Raw genomic sequence first — 23330 nt, forward strand, 5'->3', positions numbered from 1 at the left:
ACTGAACCCATTGATGTTTACCCGCTTTTGCGCCCCTTTGCCATTGGCTTGTGTATTATGTTCTTCCCCTCTTTTGTTCTGGGAACAATCAATGTAGTCTTGAGCCCTGTTGTAAAAGGCACCCACCAGATGTTGGAATCCCAGACTTTTGATATGGAAAAATACCGGGATTTAAAAGAAGAACTGGAAATCGAGGCCATGAAACGGAACCCGGAAACTGCTTTTCTGGTCAGCGATGAGGAGTTTGATAAGCAACTGGATGAGCTGGGATGGAGCCCTTCGGATTTGGCAACCATGTCGGGAATGTATATTGAACGGAGCCTGTATAACATGAAAAAAAATATCCGCGATTTCTTCCGCGAGATTCTGGAAATCCTGTTTCAGGCGGCAGCTTTGGTTATTGACACCATCCGTACTTTCTTTTTGATTGTACTTTCCATTCTCGGCCCCATTGCTTTTGCCATCAGCATTTATGATGGGTTTCAATCCACCATAACACAATGGTTCTCCCGTTACATTTCGGTTTATCTCTGGCTCCCGGTTTCAGACCTGTTCAGTTCCATCCTTGCACGGATTCAGGTACTGATGTTGCAGGCAGATATTGACAAGCTTCAGGCAGACCCAACCTATTCAGTCGAGGCTTCCAATGGGGTGTATATCGTATTTATGGTTATCGGTATCATCGGCTATTTCACGATTCCAACAGTGGCAAACTGGATTATCATGGCCGGAGGTATGGGCAATTACGGGAAGAATGTAAGTTCATCGGCAAGCAAAGCCGGTTCTGTGGCAGCAGGTGCAGTCGGGGCGTCAGCAGGGAATATATCAGGGAAACTATTAAAAAAATAAAGAGCCTCTCCCGACCTCTCCAAAGGAGAGGAGAAAGAATAAGAATTTTAAAAAAGAAAGTTATGGAATTTAAATCATTAAAAAATATTGAAACGAGTTTCAGGCAGGTTCGTTTTTTCGGGATTGTATTTGTCATCCTGTGCGCAGGTATTACCGGTTATTCGGTTTTCAGCGCTTTTCAGTTTGCCGAGAAACAACGACAGAAAATCTACGTTCTGGACAAAGGGAAATCGTTAATCCTTGCCCTTTCGCAGGACTTGTCCCAGAACCGTCCGGTGGAAGCGCGGGAACATATCCGGCGATTTCACGAACTGTTCTTTACGCTCTCGCCGGATAAAAACGCCATTGAATCCAACATTAACCGGGCCATGTTTCTGGCAGACAAAAGCGTTTACACCTATTACAAAGATTTGGTTGAGAAAGGGTATTTCAACCGGATTATCTCCGGGAATATCAACCAGACACTACAGGTGGACAGTGTGGTGGTTGACTTCAGGAATTACCCTTATTCGGCTTTTACCTATGCCCGGCAGGTTATTATCCGGGAGAGTAATATCACGCAGCGGAGCCTGGTTACCACCTGCGACCTGATTAACTCGGTGCGAAGTGATAACAATCCGCATGGTTTTACGATTGAGAATTTTACGGTAAAAGAAAACAGGGATATTCAAACCATAAACCGATAGCCATGAAGCAAAAAATCAGAAAGACCAGCCGGTTGCTGGATGATACCATCCGAAAAGCATGTGAACGGATTCCACAAGAGAAACGCAAAGTTGTTGTGCTTGGATTGTGCTTACTTTTTGCCTCAGTTTTCTCTTTCATGCTTTGGGATTCTTTCAATAATCAGGAGGTGCAGAAGATACTTGACATTGAGCATATCAAACCTCTTGACTTACCACAGGACAGTTTAATCCATAAACTTAAAGATGTAATTCATGAACAAAAACAATAAAACGTTACTGAAACCAAAGCAAAAGCAACAGCTAAAAAAGTATGCGGTTTTTGCATTGATGTTTGCTGTTTTTGGTGCAAGCCTCTGGCTTATTTTTAAACCATCAGAAAAAAGCACGACAACCAAAGGAGCAACGGGATTGAACACAGAACTGCCAATGCCTGCGGAAAGCAACCTGATAAAAGACAAACTCAGCGCCTTTGAACAGGAGAAGCTTTTTGAGGAAAAGCCAGTTCGTTCGCTGGAACAGTTTTCAGCAATGGTTGGACAGGATGAACTAGAAAAATTAGATTTGTCTGTGCCAGACAGCAAGGCTGAACAGTCAACATCAAACGGGAAATTCTCTGGTTCAAAACAACCTCAGAAAGCAATACAACATTCTGCTTCGGCTTATAAGGGGATTAATAAAACACTTAACAGTTTCTATGAAAAGCCAAAAGAGGATTCTGAAAATGAAAAGTTGAAAAAGGAAATTGAGGAGTTAAAAAATCAACTCGCGCAGAAAGAACAAGGAGGCAGTGTGGATGAACAGTTAAGGCTAATGGAAAAATCCTATCAACTGGCTTCCAAATATATGCCGGAATCTTCCGGGCAGGCTGCTGCAACTGAAGTTTCAGCAACAAAATCTCAACCAACAGAAACGGAAAAGCAACCGGTTCCTTCAAAACCTGTTAGGACCATTTCGGATAATACCGTTTCTGCACTGGGGCAGAATATTAGTGATTCGGCTTTTATCGGGCAGGTCTCAACACCTCGTAATTATTCTTTTATAACGGCTGGAAATGAGAAAACTCAGAAAGACCGGAATACGATTTGGGCATGTGTAAACAGCACCCAGACAGTGGTTAACGGGCAAAACGTAAAACTTCGCCTGCTTGAACCGGTGGAAACCGGTGGTTTTAAACTTCCGAAAAATTCGCTAATAACCGGCATCGCTCAAATTCAGGGAGAACGTTTGCAGATATTTATTCAATCCCTGGAACACAATGGGAATATTATCCCGGTTCAATTAAATGCCTACGACACAGACGGACAGCAAGGCCTGTTTATTCCTGGCTCTGTGGAAACAACGGCTTTAAAAGAAATCACTGCTTCTATGGGGCGTGATGCTGGGACAAGCATTAGTATTACACAGGGCACAACTGCAGGACAGCAACTGGCGGCTGATGTGGGACGAAGTTTTATTCAGGGGACTTCCCAATATGTTTCAAAAAAACTACGGACTACCAAAATAACTCTGAAAGCCGGGCATCGCTTGTTGTTGATGCCATCCAACTAAAGTCAACTTGTTTAATCTTAAAAATTCATTAAAATGAAACCAATAATTTTTGTCCTTTTATATCTATCAACTTTATCCCTTTTTGCTCAAAACGATTATACAAAAGTTATCCCTAAAAACAACGTAATTCCTTCCTATTATCTGGAGGTTACTTATGACAAAACGGTTCACCTCATTTTCCCTTCGGGGATTTCCTATATTGATTTGGGCTCATCCAATATTATAGCGGGAAAAGCAGAGGGTGCGGAGAATGTAGTTCGGGTAAAAGCTGCTATAAAAGGTTTTACAGAAGAAACCAACTTTTCAGTGATTACCGATGAAGGCAGCTTTTACTCATTCATCGTGAATTATTCGAAAGAACCAGAAAAATTAAGCATTGAAATGAAAGATTTTCTTCATAACAACAAGTTAACCAATCGTCCTGAAAATTCCATGGAGGTTCAACTTTCTGATTTGGGGAATGAATCGCCGCAAGCGGTACAGATGGCAATGGAGAAAATCTATAAAGCCAACCGGAAAAAAGTTAAACATGTAAAAAGCAATCAATTTGGAATTGAGTTCCAACTCAGGGGAATTTTCAGCCATAACGGGCTATTGTTCCTGCATACTGAAATCAAGAACACCTCTGACATTCCATTTGATATTGACTTCCTTGTTTTCAAAATCGTCGATAAAAAAGTAGTCAAACGGACTGCTATTCAGGAAACCATCATAGAACCTGTGCGGGCTTACAATTATCTGACCTCGGTTAATGGGAAAGAAGGAGAAAGCACCGTTTTTGCATTTAAGAAATTTACCATTCCTGATAAAAAACAACTGGTTGTTGAGCTGTTCGAAAAGAATGGAGGAAGGCATCAGCGATTTGTTATCAAAAACGGGGATTTGGCAAAAGCTTGTTCAGTTAAGAAACTGTAATATATTATTGTTTAATAATCATAATTTCAGTACCTTTATTATTGGTAGGTCATCCCGACCTATCGTGTGTTTGGGGGTTAACATGAAAGGCAACTGTTGAGTTGCCTTTTCTTTTATTTTTCAAAATTTAGAGGGCTAACAACCCAAAAAACATTGCTAAGGATATACCAATAACCAAAACAATCCCAATGATTATAACAATTATATTCTTTGCAAATTCAATAAGAAACATGATACCAATATAAGCCAACAAGCACCACCAAAAACTTAATCCGGTGATATACGAAGCAAGAGCAATAATAGCAAGCCTGAGAATCCATCGAACCGGGAGATTATTAAATATTCTTTTCATAATGGGTCGGTTAGAAGATTGATAATTGTGTACCTCTTTTCAACTTTTGATTTACCACTAAGATTCTTTCAACATATCTATTCTCCTTTGCAGCAAATCGAACCATTGTTTCTAACGAAGAATCGGGATAAGTATCCAAAAACCACACCAAAGAGTAGGGCATAATCCAGTGAGATTGATATGTCATTTTCTTTGTATTCAGGGTTTCAAACTCGAAATGAAAAACAGGGGTATCGATTTCTGACAAGTCGTGGGTTTCATATTCATCCTTGTTTTTATTACTAAATGGCAGATATTTCACTTTGCATTGGTACTCAATTACCCCCTGTTTGTATTTGAAGGTGATATCCTGCTTCCAGTCTCTATTCAAATCAGCTAATTTCATCACTTTGCTTTTTGATTAGTAAACTAATTCCCCGCCATAGCGGAAGGATACAATGTCCTCATGAATGGTCTCAATCACGTTATACACCGCATCATCAGAAAGTGTAGAACCTTGCCAGAATATCCGTTTTTCAACTGAACTGCAAATCGTACAACCTCTATTGCTGCTTATAACTACGTGTACCTGATTTTGGATGAAAAAATCGAAATCCGTTGAATATTCTGCCTCTTTAATTTTTACAAATTTTTGCTTGATAATTGGGAATTTTCCACCAAAGCTTATGCGGATTCCGGAGGAGAGTGAGTTTTGTTTTTCGTTACTCACATTTTCAATTCCGTTATTTCCATTTTTCTTTTTCATAGTATTATCATTTAATGTTATGCGTCTTTCCATCGGGTCGGTCGTTGTTGTTTTGGTGGCTAAAAAAGGTAGTGTTTGGGAATGCAGGTTTTTTGCGGGAAATACTATCTGATGAAGGAGGATGGAGATTTTCTGCAAAACCGGAGGCTTGAACTTGCATACCCACAAAACACGGATTTACCTTTGCCATCGGAACAACAATGGCCGAACGGAAAAGCATGATTTTAAAATCGTAACTAGAGAAAGAAGAATCTGTAAAAATGTGATTTGAAAAGTTAGTATTGCTTTTTTCGAAAAGCCATTAAACATTCACAACAATTTTATGTGTCGGAAAAAACAAGTGTAGAAGCTGAATGTAAAACAGCGAGGTCTGTTCGGAGACAGGGCGAGCGAAATGAAATGAAGCATTTACTCTTGTGCGCGGTGCCAAAGGTTACTGAGTGAAAGAAATGTTCCGAACAGGTTCGGAGAAATGCCTGGAATGAAGTTACCGGAGGCACTGGAACTTTATTTGAAATTTTTAAAGGTGTAGGCAAGGCAAGTGTAACGACGAAATGAGCGGTTCAATCCGGCTCAGGGTGACTTAGCGAAATGCAGGAGTTACTCTTACGCGGGGTACAGGAAGCTTCTGAATGCAGGATGTGAGGGATGAATGACCGGAATGAAGGGGCTGGAGGTACGGGAACGTCAATCAGTATTTTGTTTGAATTTGGACTTTTGTCAATTAGAGAAGCAACAGAGATAATTCCCCAAAATATTAATCTATAATGGAACATAATTGATATGTAGCAATTTAAATTCAATTCATTTTGTATTTTTATACCAATAACGGATAACTAAACATTATCACGCTTTTAAATAGTCTAATGGATGAATCTCGGTTAAAAACAGGGAAAAGGATTTTTTTTTGTTTATCAAGTAAAGATAGGCAAGCTGTGGTAGAATCAATAGTGTACCATATGTCAAACTTTGGTTTTGCCATTTGGTATGATAGACATAAGATGTTAATGGGAGATAAACGGAACTATAAGAATTTTATTGAAGGAATATTACAAACGGAGTATGCAATTATTGTTATGAGTAAAAACTCGATTCAATCGAGCTGTGTTGCTGAAGAGATGGAACACTTGAAGAAACAATATGACAAAAACATAATCACTATCTTCCCAATATTCTACAATATTTCACCAGAAGAACTTCCTGAAAAATATCAATGGCTAACCGAACTTGTTTATAAAGAGCTCAACGGCCATTCGGGCACTTTGTTGACCTGCAATCATATAATTACTAAAATCCTGTCTGATGAGCTTAAAAAATGTACGTATCCAACATTAAATGAATTGCTCTACTATCTGGAATCTCATAGTAAGGATAAATTCATTATCAATATGCTTTCATCCTATTTAGAAATAAGTGGTGAAAATCACAATGCTCGCATATCAATACTATATAGTATGTGTATCTATCTTTCAACTACCACAAGGAATATCAATATGTTTCCACAGTATTATTGGAAGGGATTTGAGCGCATATTTTCTTACACTAAACTAAATTTGGCCGCAGATTTACGTGAAACACTTATATTGGAAATCCAAACAATGATATTATTAAATAAACTTTACTGCTGAATATCTTTTATAATTTGTACTACTACTCTGGCAAGTTCATCCGGGTTTGTTTTGTCATCTAATCTATCAATGTATTTTTCTAAATATCCATAACGCGTTATATTGTTTTTAACTTCTTGCCAAATTTTTCTTGCCTCATAACCAGTTGCTCCAATCGGAATAACCTTTAGATTATTCTCTAATGCGATTTTAAATTCTTGATACGTACCTTCTGAACCGTTTGCATCATCTCTTTCTTGACCACACAAAAAGACTGCGATACCAGAATCATGCTGAGCATACTCTCTCATTCGTCGTGTAATATCATTCGGCTTACCATCGCTTCCGTGCTGATAGTACTTATCTGGACGAAGAACTAGACTTTTACTAACAATATGATTATTTTCTACCAGCCATCGAAGAGAATTTCCTGCAATCAAATCACCTAACCGTCTTCCCATTCCGGAACATATTTTGAAGCTATTTTCCAACAACAAAGTTGTTAATTTCTCCGATAAAATTGTAACAAAGTCTTGCTCTTCTTTTAAAATACTTCTGAATGATCCAGAAAAGAAGATTTGTCTTTTTCGTAGTCGATCACTTATTTCATCTAGGACAATTGGTATCTCGCTGTAAGAATCTACCACTAGTGTTTTAATTCCATATCTCCTTTCTAAATCTTTAATGAAAAAATCAAAGTCTTGTCTTTTTTTATCTCTCTTTAATATTGTATAATGGTATTGATTTAGCTCTCCAAAGTATTTTTTCACTTCACTCAGTGCAGACAGAATTACTGTGTCAGTAAAGCTATTGCCTAAAAAGAAAAATGTATTTTGAACAAGTTCTCTTCTGAGGAAGGTAAGCATTCCACTATGGTCATCTCTATATTTTTCCAGGTCGCTTTGTGTGAGCACCCAACTTTTTCTATCTTCAAGATGACCATTCAACTTAAAGACCTTAAAGTTAGCTCTACTAAGATTAGCTTGAACATTTGTGAGATCAGTATCCTTATAGATTATTATAGGTCTAACAGCATGTTTAAATTCTATGTTTCTTTCTAAAACTTGATCAAAGTTGGTTGTCCAAAAGCTATCGATAGGCAGTTTTAGGGCACTTTCGATTCCCTCGCTTTTGTATGATAGAGTGCTCAATTTCTCGTATACTCGTTGCTTTACTGTTGATAGACCTAATTCATTAACACAGTACTGAAAAATCTTGTAGTAATCATTTTCTTTCTTAAGGTCAATTCCAATATCATTCGCTATATCTTCGAGTAGTCCCTCCCAAGAAGGGAATCCTGCACCAACACTAACGCCTGCCCCTAAAAAGAAAGACAAATTGGATAATTTTAATTGATTGGTGAAATTGTCAATAAATACCTTTTTCGCTTTTATATATTCTTGCATTTGGCTGATAATGTTTAGTTATCCGTTATTCGATCGGAAAACTAACGGACTATCATCAGATCATTCCTGGGATGTTTATTTTGCAATATCTCCGTTTGTTTCTCTGTACTTACATGGGTATAAATTTGAGTCGTCATAATAGAACTGTGTCCTAGTAGATTTTGGATGTATTTGATATCCACATCTTGCTCTAACAGTAAGGTTGCAAAAGTATGCCTGAATACATGTGGAGTAATATTCTTAGTGATTTGACATTTTTTCCTGTATTTTCTAATCATTAATCGTACGGACTGTTCTGACAACCGATTCCCCAATCGATTAATAAAAAAATACTTCTGATTCTCAATGTCAGACGAAAATAGTTGATAATAATTTTGGAGTGCCTTTTTAATGTCTTTATTGATTATCTGGATATTTCTTTCTTTATTCCCTTTTCCATTGACCCGGATAGAAGAAAATCCAATACCAATATCACTATATTTTAATGTACATAATTCGGACACCCTAACACCTGTTCCAAACAATAACTCAAGAGCAGCAATATCCCGATTTTTTTCTTTGAAGGAATAACTTTCTTTATTATTGTTCATTTCATTAAACTCCCCATAAGCTATAGTGAAAATTTTTGTCGCCTCTTCTACATTCATTACGCGTGGAAGAACCATTGGCTCTTTAATTCTGATTCTTACTTTTCGGAATGGATTGATCTCAATTAATTCTTCAAATTCAAGAAAATTAAAGAGGGCTTTGACTGATGCAACTTTTCGTTTAATGGTTTTGGGCTTGAATGTCGAGATAAATTGTAAATAATCTTTTAGATTCTCTTTAGTCATGAGTAAAGTATTAACCACATTCCGATTAACTAGAAATGCTTTGTACTGCTTTAAATCGATTGAATAGGCTTTTAATGTTTTACTACTGAGACGTTTTTCAAATTCGCAATGAAATAGAAATTTATTAATGACCTCCATATTTGTTTGTTTTTTGATTTAGGAGGTCAAATAAAGTACTTATATCATTCAGAAATGTGCTAATTAGTATAGATAATTATTTATTATTTGAAAATCCTTGATAGGGTAAAGCTCACCCTACAATGCTTTTCTCTTATAAACCCTCCAGTTATTCGTTCATTAGAAATAACCTATTTTAACGTGAGTCGTAGATTGTCTCTATCTATTTTTCATATCTCATCAGATGAAAACACAAAAAATAAATTAACATAAATGTTAATTTATTTTTTAAATATTAATATTAAAGTGTATATTTGTTTTATGAAAATAATTGAAAGAGATAATTTCAAAATTTACATATATGTTGATGACCACTATCCACCACATTGCCATGTGAGATGGAGTGACGAAGTTGAAAGCATAATAGCACTACCTACATTAGATTTATTATACGGGAAACGGATAACAAAAAAATTGAAATCACTTCTTTATGAAGAACTCGACGCTCTCATCGATGCTTGGGACAAATACAATACTTACAAATACAAAAGATAATAGCAATGAAAAATTGGAAAAGCCATAAATACCAAAGAATAAGTAACGCCAAAATAAAAGATGATTATTTAGTAGTAGAATTCGAGAATGGAGATATAGAAAATATTAGATTTCAATCCTTTATAGCCGATAATATTGATTCTTCGGAAATTGTTAGTATTTCCAATAATCAATTTGAAATAATATTAAAAACTAAAGATGATGATATAATAATCCCATGGGATAAGATAAGAATTATCTCTGATATAGAATTTGCCAGATTCGTTGCAGAAAAAGCAGAAGAACAGGCTTTGCAAATAGGAAAAAAAATAAAGGTGCTACGAGAGCGTAAACAGATCAAAAGTAATGAGCTTGCTAAAAGAACAGGTCTGACTCCCCAAACGATTTCAAGAATTGAAAAAGGACACACAGACGTTAATTTTAAAACTTTAAGAAAGATCTTAGCATCAATGGGATACTCATTAGGTGACCTTGCTAATCAAGAATCGATCACTGAAAATTCTGAAAAAAGTCTATCAGTACTCTTACATAAACTTAGCAACATTGGAATAGATCGAAATTTACTTTATTCTAAAATATTACCTAAAAGAATTGTAAATACTTTGGAGGAATTCTCTAAAGATGTACCGGAACTCTTGCTTAATGAGATATCTGTTTATCTATCACAAGTATTTGGATGGCAAGCCAGTGAGATATGGAGTTCAAAAGAATTGAGATTTCAACCAGAACCGATAAAAAATGTATACTATAAAACACAGTTGAAATCAAACATCAATCAGGTCAAAGCTTATACTCATTACGCATATTTTATAGCAAAGACGATTTTAAAGGGATGTGATATTGAAAAAAAATATGATTATCCACAAGATATAGAAGAGTTCAAATCAATGTTTTATAATAAGTTTAGTATATTGAATTTCAATAATATTCTTAAATTCACATGGGATTTAGGCATATATGTTTTCCCATTATCTGATAGTGGAGTTTTTCATGGTGCAGCATGGAATTTAAAAGGGAGGCATGTAATTGTATTAAAACAAAAGGATAATTCTAATGCTCGTTGGGTTTTTGATTTATTACATGAATTGTATCATGTATTTACACATCTAGAAAAGGAAAATACTTCTTATGTTGAGTTTGATGAAATAAACTTGATACTCAACAATGAAAATATAGAAGAGCGTGAGGCAAATGCTTTTGCAAACCAAATAATTTTTAGCGGAAAAGAAGAAGATCTAGTTCAAAAATGTATAAAGGATGCAGATTGGAAAATTGAGAATCTCAAAAGATCTGTTGTTAAAATAGCTAAAGAGGAAAACATTGGAATAGATTTTCTGGCAAATTACCTTGCTAGAAGACTAGAATTCCAAGGAGAAAATTGGTGGGGAACTGCTCAAAATTTACAAATTACAAGCCCTAGGCCAGTTGATATTTCTTCAAAAGTAGTAGTCGGCAAAATAAAAAGAGAAAAGCTATTGTCATTTGAAAATGAACTATTAGAACGTGCTTTAAAAATATAATGTTATGCCATTCAAAAGAATATCTCCTGAAAAAAATGTAAGTGAACTTACACCGCTGGACATCTCCTGTACAAGTACTAAATGCGATGATGAACTTCATTGCTTTAAGCTAAATAAAAAGTTGAAGGAGAAATATGGGAAAGATGGTGTCTGTCGCGATTGCGGGATAGACCTGGTTGATTGGAGTAGAATCAAAAGAACAGATTTACAAGATGTTAACTACACGTTCACTATGTTAAAAAAAGAGCTGATTCGCCATGTCTATTGGCACACGGGAATAAAAAAAAGTGCTGTGCAGGAAGCTTATAAAATGGGGAAGATTCTACTTAGGGAACAAGCTGAAAAAACTATTAGACAAAAAATAGCTAGAAATTTGGGAATATTCGATGGTAGACAGACACCAAAAGAGGGAAATATAATCAATTATGCTCAACATGCAACTGCCACTTGCTGCAGAAAATGTATTGAGTATTGGTATAAAATCCCTGCAGATTCGAATTACACGGAAGAACAAATAAATTTTTTCATAGAATTGATTATGCTTTATATAAAGGATCGTGTAAAAGGTATAACTGACGTAGGCCAATGACGAATCAAATATGATATCATTAGAAGAAAGATCCTTAGTTTTAAGGAATCGATTAATAAATATCCAAGAAAAAAAAGTTCTGATATCCTCTTTTAAAAATACAATGCAGGAAAAAGATTTATCTGTTCCTGCCAATTGCAATGGATATGGAAGAATACATCATTTTAAACTTGGTAACAATTCTGACTGGATATATGATCCTCTACCAATCGTTCCTGCATGCAATAAATTAAAATTAGAAGCAAAGGATAAAATTCGTGCTCAAGTATTTCAAGTCTCCGGTTGTAATTACAGATGTTGGTATTGTTTTGTAGATACGGAAAATCTAAATGGATTCAGTAAAAATTCCAAATTTTTCCAATGTGGAGAATTGGTCGATATGTATTTAAACCAGGAAGATCCTCCAAAGGTTATTGATCTTTCTGGAGGACAACCTGACCTAATCCCGGAATGGACTGTTTGGATGATGGAAGCTTTGATTGACCATGGGTTAGAAAATAAAGTATATCTGTGGTCTGATGATAATTTGAGTACTGATTTCTTATTTAAGTATCTAAATAGTGAACAAATATTACTACTGACTACATATAAAAATTATTCTAAAGTATGTTGTTTTAAAGGATTTAATAAGGACACATTCTCTTTGACAACAGGATTATCTCAAGATTATTTTGAAGATCAATTTCAAAATTTTGAAAAGATACTTGAACTCGACATCGACTTATATGCATATATTACTCTAACATCTCCTTTAAGTACAAATATTGAATACGAGCTGCCCAAATTCATGGATCGAATACAGACATTAAGCGAAAATATGCTTCTCAGAATGATACCATTGGAAATAATGATTTTTGGTCCAGTTAAAAAGTATATTAACGGCAAACGAAACGAATTAATTGAAGGGCAATATAAAGCGATTAAAGTATGGAAATCGGAATTGACAAAAAGATATTCTAATTCTTTAATTAATATGTCAATTGACAAAATACCTATATAATGCAAGAATCATTTATTCATGAACATATTAAAAGGTTATGCAAAATTCCTAGAACTTTTGAATTTATATCTCAGAATTTAATGGGCCATGATCTCGTTCAAACAAAAATTATTCTTGATAAATTAATTTCGAAGAAAATCCTCATAAAGGATGAATCTAATTATTATAGCCTGAAGGAAAACGATGATAGTTCATTAGACTTGTATAAGCAAAATCCCGATTTATACTTAAAGAAATATATGGGGCATTTTGATTTTTTGCAGACTCCTCATCCTCTAGATTATGAATGGAGAAACACCACTTCAACATTAAAATATCTTGTTGGACTAATATCCAAATACAATGAAATAAATGATTCTGTTTTGCTACTTGGTATGCCAACTCTCTTTGCTTCTGCGTGTCAAATGGATATTCCTCAAATGGTTAGCCTAATTGAAAGTAATACACCGATAGTAGAATCTTTGAAAAAATATCATAACTATAAGTTTAATTTATTTGAGAAGAATATCTTCGAGATCGACCCAAATCATTTTAAAAGATATTACAGTGTATTTATGGATCCGCCATGGTACTATGATCACTTTATAAATTTCATCTGGTTTGCTACACAAGTAGTTGATCTTGGAGGATTAATTTTTATTAGCTTGCCTCCGTTAAATACAAGGCCCGAACTTGATAAAGAAAGAATGAAATTATTAAACTTTTGCTCTGAACTTGGACTGTGTTTAGAAGAGTTGTATGCTCAAAAATTGGAATATGCTATGCCTTTTTTCGAATACAATGCCATGAGAGCAGCCGGAGTTTCAAATTTGTATCCTTTTTGGCGTAAAGGAGATCTAGCCATATTCCGTAAACTACACTCCACAATTATCAAAAGGCCGGAAACTGTCAAGACAAAAGTTGATATATGGAAAGAAATAGATATTGATGGCGTTAGATTGAGATTTAAATTTGCGAAAAAACAAGAGCCGTCTTCTCAAACCAAAATACAACATCTTGTCGAAGGAGATATTTTGCCAACTGTTAGTTCGAGACATCCAATAAGAAAAGAAGCAAATATGTGGACTAGTGGAAACAGAATTTTTCAAGTATCCAATTCTTTAAAACTTTATACTGATATCAACAATATTCTCTTAAAAAATTATGAAGCAGAAACTATTAATGATTCCCTTAAATTTATTAAATTTCTTGTAGATTTAGAGCGCAAAGAATTTTCGAATTATTTGGACTGGATCTATTATGAAATGGAAAGAAAAACTTATTGATTTTGCAAAAGATTTTGAAAACAGGGGGCTTCATTTAGCGGTTTTCTGTGAACCGTATTTATCCCTTTTGTTAGATGGAGAAAAAAAGATCGAATCACGTTTTTCAATAAACAAGATTAGTCCTCATGGTAGAATTTTGGAAGGCGATATAGTATTTGTAAAAAAAACAGGTGGACCAGTGATTGGTTATTTTGAAGCTGGAGAAATAAAAAGCTATTCAAACCTTAACAAAGAAAAACTTTGTGAATTAAAAAGCAGATATGCAGTAGATATTTGTTCTTCATATGATCCTGAATTCTGGGATTCAAGGAATAAATCAAATTACGCTACTTTCGTGAAAATAAAAAAAATGAAGAGAATTAGTCCACAGTACATTGAGAAAAAAGATCGCACTTCCTGGATTGTTCTAAAGCAAACTGACAGTATCGCATTTAGTAATGAAAAATAAGAAAAGATTTCACAGGTCTTTTTTAATTTCCGGGAGAATTTGTTCAGGGAAATCAACTTTTGCAAATCATATAAGCTCTGTGCTTAACATACCTATTGTATCATTCGGGAAATATGTAAAGCACATTTGTATAAGCAATGGGATAGAAGTAAATAGAACAAACCTTCAAATTCAAGGTGAATCTCTAATTAATCATTCGGCTAAAAATTTCCTTTATGGCGCAATTGATTTTTCCGTACCAGCACAATCGCAAAGCGTTATTTTTGAGGGCATTAGGCATAAAAAAATAGTCGAGTTGATCAGTGAGGTAAGTGATACATTAATAATAATCTATATTGAAGCCTGTTTGGATGAGAGATTTCGAAGATTTATTCAAAGAGGAACAGAAAAATTAACTAAGGACCAATTTATTGTTAAGGATAATCATAATGTAGAACAGGAAATAAGTACTTTAAAAGATTTGGCTGATTTAATTATTGATTCAGAAAAAGAAATAATTAGCAATGAAAAAATAATTATTGATTTTATAAGTAAAATAGGGCTCAATGCTTGACTATTGCTATTAATCAGGATTTCTATAATGCAGGACTATATTTAGCAGACTATATAATATAAGCTTATCACAAGTTGTGATAAGCTTATAATTTTCATGTGTGCCCATTTAGCATATCAAAGTAAGAATTAGTTCATTTGAGTTTTTAAAACAAAACCATTTGTTTTATTTCTGAAATGCACTATTTATGATGCAGAGTAGAAACAAAGCAAAAATGAATAACAAAAATCACCCAACTTGAGATGTCAATTTTGCACCTCAAGTTATAAAATGGGTTTCATTGATTCTGAATTATAAAGAAAAAGCCGGAGCCATATTTTGAAGTTTTTTTGACAACTCCTGCATATCGTGACTTATCTTGTCATTAGTAATCCGTGCATAAATTTGAGTCGTTTTAATACTTGTGTGCCCAAGCATTTTGCTTACGGTTTCCATTGGTACCCCTTTCGCTAAAGTAACTGTCGTGGCAAACGTGTGCCTGGCTACGTGAAATGTCAGGTTCTTTTCAATTCCGCATAAATCGGCAATTTCTTTCAAATAGGAATTCAGTCTCTGATTACTGATAATGGGTAACAACCGGTTTTCATTCGGCATCCCTCTGTATTTATCCAGAATTCTTTTCGGAATATCAAGCAAAAGAATATTAGACTGCACATCTGTTTTCTGACGTTTCTTTATAATCCAGAGCCGACCGTCAAAAGACTTTTGAATATCCTTTGCGTTCAAATTCCTTACATCGATGTAAGCCAGACCTGTGAAGCAGGAAAACACAAAAATATCCCGAACCTGTTCCAGTCTTTTGATGGCAAACTTTTTCTCCATGATGGTGACGAGCTCGTCTTCAGTCAGGTATCCCCGATCAACCTTCTTAAACTTGATCTTAAAGTTCACAAACGGATTGGAAGGAATCCAGCCATTATGCTTTGCCAGAACAACGATATGTTTCAATCGCTGTAAATATTTGGCTACCGTATTAACGCTCGAATTCCAAACCGTCGTCAGGTACGTTTCGAAGCTGTAAATAAAATTGTAGTCGATTTCTTTTAAGGGAATATCGTCAATATTATACCGGTGCTTCAGAAACTCACCCAGACGTGTACAGGTACGCTCGTATTTTTTGACCCCTGCTGCGGTAATATCTTTCCCGATCCGAAGTTTTAATTCTTCGTTATGCTCCCGGAAAACAACCAGCAACATTTGTACTTTTGATTTCACTCCGAGAAAGGCATCCTTTATTTTGTCAACTGTAAAATAGATACCCTGTTGCTTCAATTCTTTGTAGTGTAGGTTCAACTCCATCCTAATTTCACGGAGTTTTTCGTTGACTAAAACGGCTGCTTTTGAATTACCTTTTACCATGTTTAATTTTGAATCCCAAAGGGCCGGATCTACCTTTAAATGTGAGGTAAACTGGGCCTTCTGGCCATCCAGCATCAACCTGATCATTACGCTTATTTCACCGTTTATGTCAACGTAGTTTTTGCGTGCATAGAAGAAAATCTTAAATCTGTAACTCATAACGCTAAATTTTAGGTGTTTAAACTAATTTTAATGAGCTACTTGAGCGAAGTCAAAATGCGACAATCCAGAGACTTATGAAGACTTTCGAAAAATGGTTACAGGAAACTTTAAGATTTCTTCTGTAACCAAATTGTAACCAAAACGGGCCTAAAAGTGGCATTTTGGGGTCTTTTTATGGCATTCACCGAAAAACAAAAAACCGTGCAAGTATCTGACTTACACGGTTTTTCATCATTTGACAATTTATGTCTTTTTGTACTGGCTCCCCAGGTAGGACTTGAACCTACGACCTACGGATTAACAGTCCGCCGCTCTAACCAACTGAGCTACTAGGGAATTTATTTCAACCTTTAAAAAACTCGTTTGTTTTTCTTAAAGCGATGCAAAAATAATAGCTTTTCCGAAAAGAAAAAATATTTTTACAAAAAATTCTGAAAAACGAAATTTATGATTAAATCAAACAACACTCCGGCAGTGCTTGGTATTGGGAATGCATTAATGGATATTATTACACAAATTGAGAACGACTCAATACTACAGACTTTTGGATTACCCCGAGGTAGTATGACTTTGGTAGATGCCGAACTCTCCCAGAATATTTTTAACGCTACAATAAATAATAAAAAAGAAGTTACAAACGGTGGGTCTGCCGCCAACACAATGCGCTGTCTTGCGTCATTGGGCGGAAATGGAGGATACATTGGGAAAACAGGTGATGATGAGTTGGGAAAAATCTTTAAAGATGAGTTTACCAAAAAAGGAATAAAAACCCACATGGCTTTGAGTGAAAAAGATACAGGAAGAGTGATGGGACTTATCAGTAAAGATTCTGAAAGAACTATGGCTACATATTTGGGAGCTGCTGCTGAATTGTTGCCGTCTGATTTGGATTCTTCACTGTTAAAAGGGTATCGCTATTTTTATATGGAAGGTTATCTTGTACAAAATCATAATTTGATAAAAACGGGATTTGAAATGGCTAAAGCGGAAGGTTTGACTACTGCAATTGATTTAGCGAGTTATAATGTTGTTGAAGCCAATCTGGATTTTTTAAAAGAACTTATAACTGACAAGGTTGATATTGTTTTTGCAAACGAAGAAGAAGCACTTGCCTTAACCGAAAAATCACCCGAGGAAGCATTGGAAGAAATTGCAGAAATGTGCGACCTGGCAGTTGTAAAAGTAGGCAAGGAAGGTTCATTTATAAAAAGGGGGAATGAAAAGATTAGAATCCATGGTATTCAGGCAAAAGCAATCGATACAACCGGTGCCGGAGACAGTTATGCCGCCGGATTTTTATACGGATTAACCCGGGGATTCGCACTGGAGAAATGCGGAAATATTGCTTCGATGGTTGCCGGTAAAGTTGTTGAGGTTTGGGGACCAAACCTTCCTGACGCAACCTGGGATGAAATCAACAAAAAAATTCGGGAAATGAATTAAAAAAGCCCGTGGATTTGAGCGTCGATTTTGTCGATTATAAAACTTAAATCTTCCGGATTTGCAGTAAAATCGAGATCATCGACGTTCACTACCAAAAGCTTCGCCATAGTGTAGCTTTTTATCCAGGTTTCATAACGCTCGTTTAGCTGTTTCAGATAGTCGAGGCGGATTGAATTTTCGTATTCGCGTCCGCGTTTTTGAATTTGGTTAACGAGTGTCGGGATTGATGCCCGAAGATAAATGAGTAAATCGGGTGGCTGAATCAGACTCACCATCAAATCAAATAATGTTTTGTAATTCGTAAAGTCGCGGGTACTCATTAGACCCATGCTGTGCAGGTTGGGCGCGAAAATTTCCGCATCTTCATAAATCGTTCTGTCCTGGATAATGGTTTTTCCTGATTTCCGTATATCAATAATTTGTTTGAAACGTGAATTCAGAAAATAAATCTGAAGGTTGAACGACCAGCGTTGCATGTCGTTATAAAAATCATTCAGATATGGATTTTCGTCCACATCTTCGTAATGAGGTGTCCATTTATAATGTTTGGCCAGCAATCCACTCAATGTTGTTTTTCCGGCTCCGATATTTCCCGCTACAGCAATATGCATATGACAAAAAGTTTTGATTTCTAAAGTACAAAATTCTGGTTTTATTTCTGAATTAATTTTAAAAGTTCATCCAGATATTTCCTGTCGTTTGAGAGCCGGGGTATTTTGTTTTGTCCCCCGACTTTTCCCCGGTTTTTCATCCACTGATAAAAAGTTCCCGGTGGGGCAACATTTAAATGGAGCCTTTCCAGGGTCATGTTTTTATGGCGCTTGGCTTCGTAATCGGAGTTTAGGGTTTGTAAGGAGTTGTCTAAAACATTAATAAAATGTTCCAGTTCATCAGGTTCTTTTTCAAATTCAATAATCCATTGGTGGGCTCCTTTTTGATTATCATCCATAAATATCGGGCCAGCAGTATATTCATTGACAATGGCACTGGTATGATTACATGCTATTTTTAATGCATTCTCTGCATTGTCTATAATAACCTCCTCACCAAAAGCATTAATAAAATGTTTGGTACGCCCAGTAATTTTAAATTTAAAGGGGTATTTACAGGTAAATTTTACAGTATCACCAATAATGTATCTCCAAAGCCCGGCGTTGGTCGAAATTACCATGGCATAATTTTCATTTAGCTCAACTTCTTCCAGTGGCAGTACACGTGGATTCTCCTTTCCCCAGTCTTTCATCGGAATAAATTCGTAAAATACACCATAATCGAGCATGAGCAGCATATCGTCGCGGTGTGGGTTATCCTGAATTCCAAAAAATCCTTCCGATGCATTGTAGGTTTCCATATAATGCATGTTTTCAGAAGGAATCAATTTTTTATACTGTTCCCGGTAGGGATCAAAATTAACTCCTCCATGAGAAAATACTTCCAGGTTGGGCCAAACTTCGAGGATATCATTTTTACCTGTTTTTTCCAAAACACGTTTCATTAACACCAGGTACCACGACGGAACTCCGGCGAATGATGTGACATTCTGGTCGAGAGTAGTTTCAATTATCTTTTCAATTTTTTCTTCAAACTCTTCAATTAATGCGATTTCTGCCGGAGGAATCCGGATAAAGTCAGTCCAAAAAGGAACATTTTCGATCAAAATAGCTGAAAGATCGCCGTAATAAGAGTTGTTGCTTAAATTATTTATACGATGGCTTCCTCCCAAAATAAGTGTTTTTCCAAATAAAACTTTTGTTTCCGGATAGTTTCTGATATAGAGTGCAAAAACATCGCGCGGACCTAACAAGTGGCAGTCTTCCAGTGCATCTTTTGTTACGGGAATAAATTTGCTTTTGTCGCTGGTTGTCCCTGATGATTTGGCAAACCATTTCACCTCTCCGGGCCAAAGTAAATCCTTCTCACCTTCGCGCAACCTGTTAATATATGGTTTTACGTCGTTATAGGTCTGGAGGGGAACTGCCTGTTGAAATTCCTTAATAGAAGAAATTTCGGAAAATGAATGATTTTTACCCCACTCGGTGCGTTTGGCGCTGTTTAGCAGACTAAAAAGAGATTCATTTTGAATCTCGATGGGATGTTCCCTGTATAATTGAATCTGGTATATCCTTTTGATATTAAACCAGGAGATTACAGAATTGAGTAAAGGCATTTGTCTGTTTTCAATTTTCAAATTCAAGTGTAAAGATATATTATTATTCACTGTCAGGGAAAAAATATTTTGGATAGTAAACCGTTCATATTCTGAAGCGTTTTGGGATTTATACTCTGATTTTCAGCGAAGTGTTTGGGTCGCTCGGAATATTCTCCGGAGTTTTATTTTTTTTTAATTGCACCGAATTCATATTTTTACAACCATTAATTAATAACCAAAATGAACTATATCGATATTATATTGGGATTATTGCTTCTATTTTCTGCAATTGGTGGTTTCCGAAAAGGTTTAATTGCGGAGTTGGCTTCGCTTGCAGCATTAATTCTGGGGATTTGGGGAGCCATTGAATTCTCCGATATAACGTCAGAATTTTTGATTGAGAATTTTAATCTGCAAACCGAACATTTGAATATTATATCGTTTGTAGTAACATTTGTGGTAATTGTAGTTTTAGTTCACATAGTCGGGAATGTAGTAAATAAACTGGTTGACACAGTAATGCTTGGATTTGTTAACCGCCTGGCCGGACTCGTTTTTGGGGTTTTAAAGTCGGCTCTGATTTTAAGCATTATTCTTGTTGTTTTTGATAAAGTAGACGACGATATTGAAATCCTTTCCAGGGAAGCAAAAGCAGAATCACGACTATATGAGCCAATACGAAGTTTTGCTCCTTCAATATTCCCTTTTCTAAATATTTGGGATGACCGGGAGAATTCAGAAAAATATGACAATGATAAAGTGGCCAGATTATAAAAAGTGGTTTAAAAAAAAGGAGCAGGAAGCGGTTTATCAAGATGTTACCTGTAAAAATTGCGGAAATAAATTTAGCGGACACTATTGCTCTAATTGTGGTCAGGCAGTTAAAGAATTTGACCGACCTTTTTCGTTTGTGTTTTTTAATTTTGTAGGTGATTTTTTTTCGTTTGATACGCGTTTTTTTAAAACTTTTTACAGGCTGTTGTTTTTTCCGGGAAGACTTACCGCTGATTTTTTTGAAGGCAAACGAGTGAGATATGCGCCGCCTTTTCGTATTTTTATTTTTGTGAGTTTTATTCTGTTCTTTGTTCTTCAGATATACTCGAATCGCGGGTTAACAAAAATTCTCGATTCATCAATAAATAACAAAGATGGTGTTGGCTTGGATTCAGTTTCAATGCTTGTTGCCGACTCTTTGATTGCTGAACTAAATAACACACCGGGAATTGATTCGACCAAGGCGAATAATATAATTTCGGGTATAAATAGCGGAATTTCCGGGCACTCTGAAAGTAGCCGGCAGTTGCTGGATAAACTTGCAGTTTATTTTGAAAATAAATTAAGTGAAGAAACCGACCTGAAAAAACAGGCGCGTTACAGGGAGTATGTTCGAATGTGCAGATCGCCCGAGGATGCCTGGGCTAAAATCCTGAAATATATGTCGTGGGCATTTTTCTTTTTGTTGCCTGTTTTTGCTCTTATTTTAAAGTTGTTTTACATTCGTCGTCGTCAAAATTATATCCGGCATCTCATATTTTCTATTCATTTACACTCTTTTCTTTTTATCGACTTCTTTTTAATTATTTTGTTGAATATGTTGTTCAGTAATTTTCCCGGAAAAATAACCTTCCTGCTTTTTTTGGCTTTTCCGATTTATTTTATTGTAGCTCTAAAAAGATTTTATGGTCAGAATATAGGCAAAGTGCTGGTTAAATTTTTTGGAATTTCAATGATATACAATACCGTATTCTGGATTGTGGTAGGAATTGTTTTTATGAATGCTTTAAGTCTGGTGTGATTTTACGAAGAACTTCCGTTTTTCTGTATAAACCATCAGAATAACAGCCAGCATTTTATATCTTTGCGCAAATTTTTTAAAAAATATTTTTATGAATTTTGTTGAAGATCTCCAATGGCGGGGCATGTTACACGATATGATGCCGGGAACAGATGAGCAATTAAAGAAAGAAATGACCGCTGCCTACATTGGTTTCGATCCAACTGCGGATTCATTACATGTGGGGAGTTTTGCTCAAATCATGTTGCTCAAAAGATTCCAGTTGGCTGGCCATAAACCGGTAGCCTTGGTTGGTGGTGCGACAGGAATGATCGGCGATCCTTCAGGAAAATCGCAGGAAAGAAACCTGTTGAATGAAGAGATTCTGAATAAAAATCTGGAGGGGATAAAAAAACAACTTTCAAAATTTCTTGATTTTGATTCCGGTGCAGAAAATGAAGCTGTAATGGTAAATAACTACGACTGGATGAAAACCTTTTCTTTTCTTGAGTTTATTCGCGACGTTGGGAAACATATCACTGTTAATTATATGATGGCGAAAGATTCGGTAAAGAAACGCTTGAGTGCCGAATCAAAAACAGGAATGTCGTTTACTGAGTTTACTTACCAGCTTGTGCAAGGCTACGATTTTTTGTGGCTATATGAAAATTTGAACTGCAAACTCCAAATGGGTGGTTCCGACCAGTGGGGGAACATTACAACCGGAACCGAACTGATTCGGCGCAAAGCGGGAGGCGAAGCCTTTGCCCTCACCATCCCTCTTATTACAAAAGCTGATGGCAGTAAATTTGGGAAAACAGAGGGTGGAAACGTTTGGCTCGATCCGGAGCGAACATCGCCATATTCGTTTTTCCAGTTTTGGTTAAATACTTCTGATGAAGACGCAGAACGTTACATTAAAGTGTTTACACTTCTGCCATCCGATGGAATCAATTCCTTGATTGAACAGCACCGCGAAGCACCCCATGCCCGTATTCTTCAGAAAAAACTGGCAGAGGAAGTTACAACCATGGTGCATTCAAAAGATGATTACGAAATGGCGGTTGAAGCTTCTCAAATATTATTTGGGAAGGGAACAGCTGAACAGCTGCGTAAATTGAATGAAAGTACTTTCCTCTCGGTTTTTGAAGGTGTTCCGCAATTTACGGTGGCAAAATCAGAAATTGAAACTGGTGTAAATGTGATCGATCTATTGGCTGACAAGACAGAAATTTTTCCTTCGAAAGGTGAATTGAGAAGAACCATTAAAGGAAACGGACTGAGTGTTAACAAAGAAAAGGTTTCTGATCCTGATTTGACCGTAAACAAGGATTTTCTGATTGGTGGGAAATACATTCTCGCGCAGAAAGGGAAAAAGAATTATTATTTGATCATCGTACAATAACCATCAAAAAAATAATCGGAAATACTAAAAATCGTTCTGTTTCGTTGAAA

Annotated in this window: 26 protein-coding genes and 1 tRNA gene; 17 read left to right on the forward strand and 10 right to left on the reverse strand. The window is 35.9% G+C overall.

Features of this window, described 5'->3' with window-relative positions:
- The 5 genes from traJ to traN form a co-directional block, all read left to right on the forward strand.
- Positions 1-849: conjugative transposon protein TraJ (traJ, locus tag K5G00_RS22365; protein WP_238768675.1), on the forward strand; the 849-nt coding region annotated here is incomplete at its 5' end.
- Between the two features lie 62 nt (positions 850-911).
- Entirely contained in the window at positions 912-1535 is a 624-nt protein-coding gene (gene traK, locus K5G00_RS22370; protein WP_238768676.1) for a conjugative transposon protein TraK, read from the forward strand.
- Between the two features lie 2 nt (positions 1536-1537).
- Complete coding sequence (locus tag K5G00_RS22375) at positions 1538-1804, forward strand: TraL conjugative transposon family protein (protein WP_238768677.1); 267 nt, start codon at positions 1538-1540, stop codon at positions 1802-1804.
- Positions 1788-3083, forward strand: coding sequence for a conjugative transposon protein TraM (gene traM / locus K5G00_RS22380; protein WP_238768678.1), 1296 nt, complete (start codon positions 1788-1790; stop codon positions 3081-3083). Before K5G00_RS22375 ends, traM begins: the two co-directional genes overlap by 17 nt.
- Positions 3084-3116: 33 nt before the next feature.
- Positions 3117-3998 carry a conjugative transposon protein TraN gene (traN, locus tag K5G00_RS22385; RefSeq protein WP_238768679.1) on the forward strand — a complete coding sequence of 294 codons (882 nt, stop codon included), beginning with the start codon at positions 3117-3119 and terminating at the stop codon, positions 3996-3998.
- Positions 3999-4125: 127 nt separating this feature from the next.
- On the opposite strand, the gene K5G00_RS22390 is transcribed toward traN, so the two are convergent.
- Genes K5G00_RS22390 through K5G00_RS22405 form a run of 4 tightly spaced genes read right to left on the reverse strand, consistent with a single transcriptional unit; the run spans position 4126 to position 5315 of the window.
- Positions 4126-4350, reverse strand: coding sequence for a hypothetical protein (locus K5G00_RS22390; RefSeq protein WP_238768680.1), 225 nt, complete (start codon positions 4348-4350; stop codon positions 4126-4128).
- Between the two features lie 10 nt (positions 4351-4360).
- Entirely contained in the window at positions 4361-4735 is a 375-nt protein-coding gene (locus K5G00_RS22395) for a hypothetical protein (protein WP_238768681.1), read from the reverse strand.
- Between the two features lie 15 nt (positions 4736-4750).
- Positions 4751-5095, reverse strand: coding sequence for a hypothetical protein (locus K5G00_RS22400; protein ID WP_238768682.1), 345 nt, complete (start codon positions 5093-5095; stop codon positions 4751-4753).
- Positions 5096-5102: 7 nt separating this feature from the next.
- Positions 5103-5315 (reverse strand): hypothetical protein, encoded by a 213-nt coding sequence (locus K5G00_RS22405; RefSeq protein WP_238768684.1) that lies wholly within the window; start codon positions 5313-5315, stop codon positions 5103-5105.
- Positions 5316-5961: 646 nt separating this feature from the next.
- On the opposite strand from K5G00_RS22405, the gene K5G00_RS22410 reads away from it, so the two are divergent.
- Positions 5962-6723, forward strand: a complete 762-nt coding sequence (locus K5G00_RS22410) for a toll/interleukin-1 receptor domain-containing protein (protein WP_238768686.1) — start codon at positions 5962-5964, stop codon at positions 6721-6723.
- On the opposite strand, the gene K5G00_RS22415 is transcribed toward K5G00_RS22410, so the two are convergent.
- Together K5G00_RS22415 and K5G00_RS22420 are read right to left on the reverse strand one after the other, a co-directional pair.
- On the reverse strand, positions 6714-8108 hold the full coding sequence (locus tag K5G00_RS22415) for an SIR2 family protein (RefSeq protein ID WP_238768688.1): 1395 nt from the start codon (positions 8106-8108) through the stop codon (positions 6714-6716). The two genes, K5G00_RS22410 and K5G00_RS22415, sit on opposite strands and share 10 nt — an antisense overlap.
- A gap of 41 nt (positions 8109-8149) precedes the next feature.
- Complete coding sequence (locus tag K5G00_RS22420; protein ID WP_238768690.1) at positions 8150-9079, reverse strand: tyrosine-type recombinase/integrase; 930 nt, start codon at positions 9077-9079, stop codon at positions 8150-8152.
- Between the two features lie 285 nt (positions 9080-9364).
- Here K5G00_RS22420 and K5G00_RS22425 point away from each other — a divergent pair, with 285 nt between their 5' ends.
- From K5G00_RS22425 to K5G00_RS22455, 7 genes are read left to right on the forward strand one after another with little or no spacing between them, the layout of a single operon-like run.
- Positions 9365-9613 carry a DUF4160 domain-containing protein gene (locus K5G00_RS22425; RefSeq protein WP_238768691.1) on the forward strand — a complete coding sequence of 83 codons (249 nt, stop codon included), beginning with the start codon at positions 9365-9367 and terminating at the stop codon, positions 9611-9613.
- 5 nt (positions 9614-9618) lie between these two features.
- On the forward strand, positions 9619-11133 hold the full coding sequence (locus K5G00_RS22430; protein ID WP_238768693.1) for an XRE family transcriptional regulator: 1515 nt from the start codon (positions 9619-9621) through the stop codon (positions 11131-11133).
- Between the two features lie 4 nt (positions 11134-11137).
- On the forward strand, positions 11138-11722 hold the full coding sequence (locus tag K5G00_RS22435; RefSeq protein ID WP_238768694.1) for a DUF4186 family protein: 585 nt from the start codon (positions 11138-11140) through the stop codon (positions 11720-11722).
- 10 nt (positions 11723-11732) lie between these two features.
- Positions 11733-12722: a hypothetical protein gene (locus K5G00_RS22440; RefSeq protein ID WP_238768696.1), complete on the forward strand. Its 990-nt coding sequence runs from the start codon at positions 11733-11735 to the stop codon at positions 12720-12722.
- Positions 12722-13987 carry a hypothetical protein gene (locus tag K5G00_RS22445; RefSeq protein WP_238768698.1) on the forward strand — a complete coding sequence of 422 codons (1266 nt, stop codon included), beginning with the start codon at positions 12722-12724 and terminating at the stop codon, positions 13985-13987. Before K5G00_RS22440 ends, K5G00_RS22445 begins: the two co-directional genes overlap by 1 nt.
- On the forward strand, positions 13962-14435 hold the full coding sequence (locus K5G00_RS22450; RefSeq protein WP_238768699.1) for an ASCH domain-containing protein: 474 nt from the start codon (positions 13962-13964) through the stop codon (positions 14433-14435). The genes K5G00_RS22445 and K5G00_RS22450 overlap by 26 nt, the downstream gene beginning before the upstream one ends.
- The gene (locus tag K5G00_RS22455) at positions 14425-14988 is read left to right on the forward strand and encodes an AAA family ATPase (protein WP_238768701.1); all 564 of its coding nucleotides are present in this window, start codon (positions 14425-14427) and stop codon (positions 14986-14988) included. Before K5G00_RS22450 ends, K5G00_RS22455 begins: the two co-directional genes overlap by 11 nt.
- A 291-nt stretch (positions 14989-15279) precedes the next feature.
- Here the strand turns inward: K5G00_RS22455 and K5G00_RS22460 are convergent, their stop codons facing one another.
- Both K5G00_RS22460 and K5G00_RS22465 read right to left on the reverse strand, forming a co-directional pair.
- Positions 15280-16506: a site-specific integrase gene (locus K5G00_RS22460; RefSeq protein ID WP_238768703.1), complete on the reverse strand. Its 1227-nt coding sequence runs from the start codon at positions 16504-16506 to the stop codon at positions 15280-15282.
- A gap of 262 nt (positions 16507-16768) precedes the next feature.
- A tRNA-Asn gene (locus tag K5G00_RS22465) sits at positions 16769-16845 on the reverse strand.
- A 111-nt stretch (positions 16846-16956) separates the two neighbouring features.
- Here K5G00_RS22465 and K5G00_RS22470 point away from each other — a divergent pair.
- On the forward strand, positions 16957-17952 hold the full coding sequence (locus K5G00_RS22470) for an adenosine kinase (protein WP_238768705.1): 996 nt from the start codon (positions 16957-16959) through the stop codon (positions 17950-17952).
- Here K5G00_RS22470 and K5G00_RS22475 read toward each other — a convergent pair.
- Positions 17949-18563 carry a deoxynucleoside kinase gene (locus K5G00_RS22475; RefSeq protein ID WP_238768707.1) on the reverse strand — a complete coding sequence of 205 codons (615 nt, stop codon included), beginning with the start codon at positions 18561-18563 and terminating at the stop codon, positions 17949-17951. The genes K5G00_RS22470 and K5G00_RS22475 overlap by 4 nt on opposite strands.
- Before the next feature lie 41 nt (positions 18564-18604).
- On the reverse strand, positions 18605-20119 hold the full coding sequence (locus K5G00_RS22480; RefSeq protein ID WP_238768709.1) for a GH3 auxin-responsive promoter family protein: 1515 nt from the start codon (positions 20117-20119) through the stop codon (positions 18605-18607).
- 222 nt (positions 20120-20341) lie between these two features.
- On the opposite strand from K5G00_RS22480, the gene K5G00_RS22485 reads away from it, so the two are divergent.
- The 3 genes from K5G00_RS22485 (at position 20342) to tyrS (ending at position 23280) form a co-directional block, all read left to right on the forward strand.
- Positions 20342-20875, forward strand: a complete 534-nt coding sequence (locus tag K5G00_RS22485) for a CvpA family protein (RefSeq protein WP_238768711.1) — start codon at positions 20342-20344, stop codon at positions 20873-20875.
- On the forward strand, positions 20853-21896 hold the full coding sequence (locus tag K5G00_RS22490) for a DUF3667 domain-containing protein (RefSeq protein ID WP_238768712.1): 1044 nt from the start codon (positions 20853-20855) through the stop codon (positions 21894-21896). Before K5G00_RS22485 ends, K5G00_RS22490 begins: the two co-directional genes overlap by 23 nt.
- Before the next feature lie 91 nt (positions 21897-21987).
- Positions 21988-23280 (forward strand): tyrosine--tRNA ligase, encoded by a 1293-nt coding sequence (gene tyrS, locus K5G00_RS22495; protein ID WP_238768714.1) that lies wholly within the window; start codon positions 21988-21990, stop codon positions 23278-23280.
- Positions 23281-23330: the final 50 nt, after the last annotated feature.

Origin of the sequence: Maribellus maritimus (assembly GCF_022267315.1) — a bacterium.
GTDB lineage: Bacteria > Bacteroidota > Bacteroidia > Bacteroidales > Prolixibacteraceae > Draconibacterium > Draconibacterium maritimum.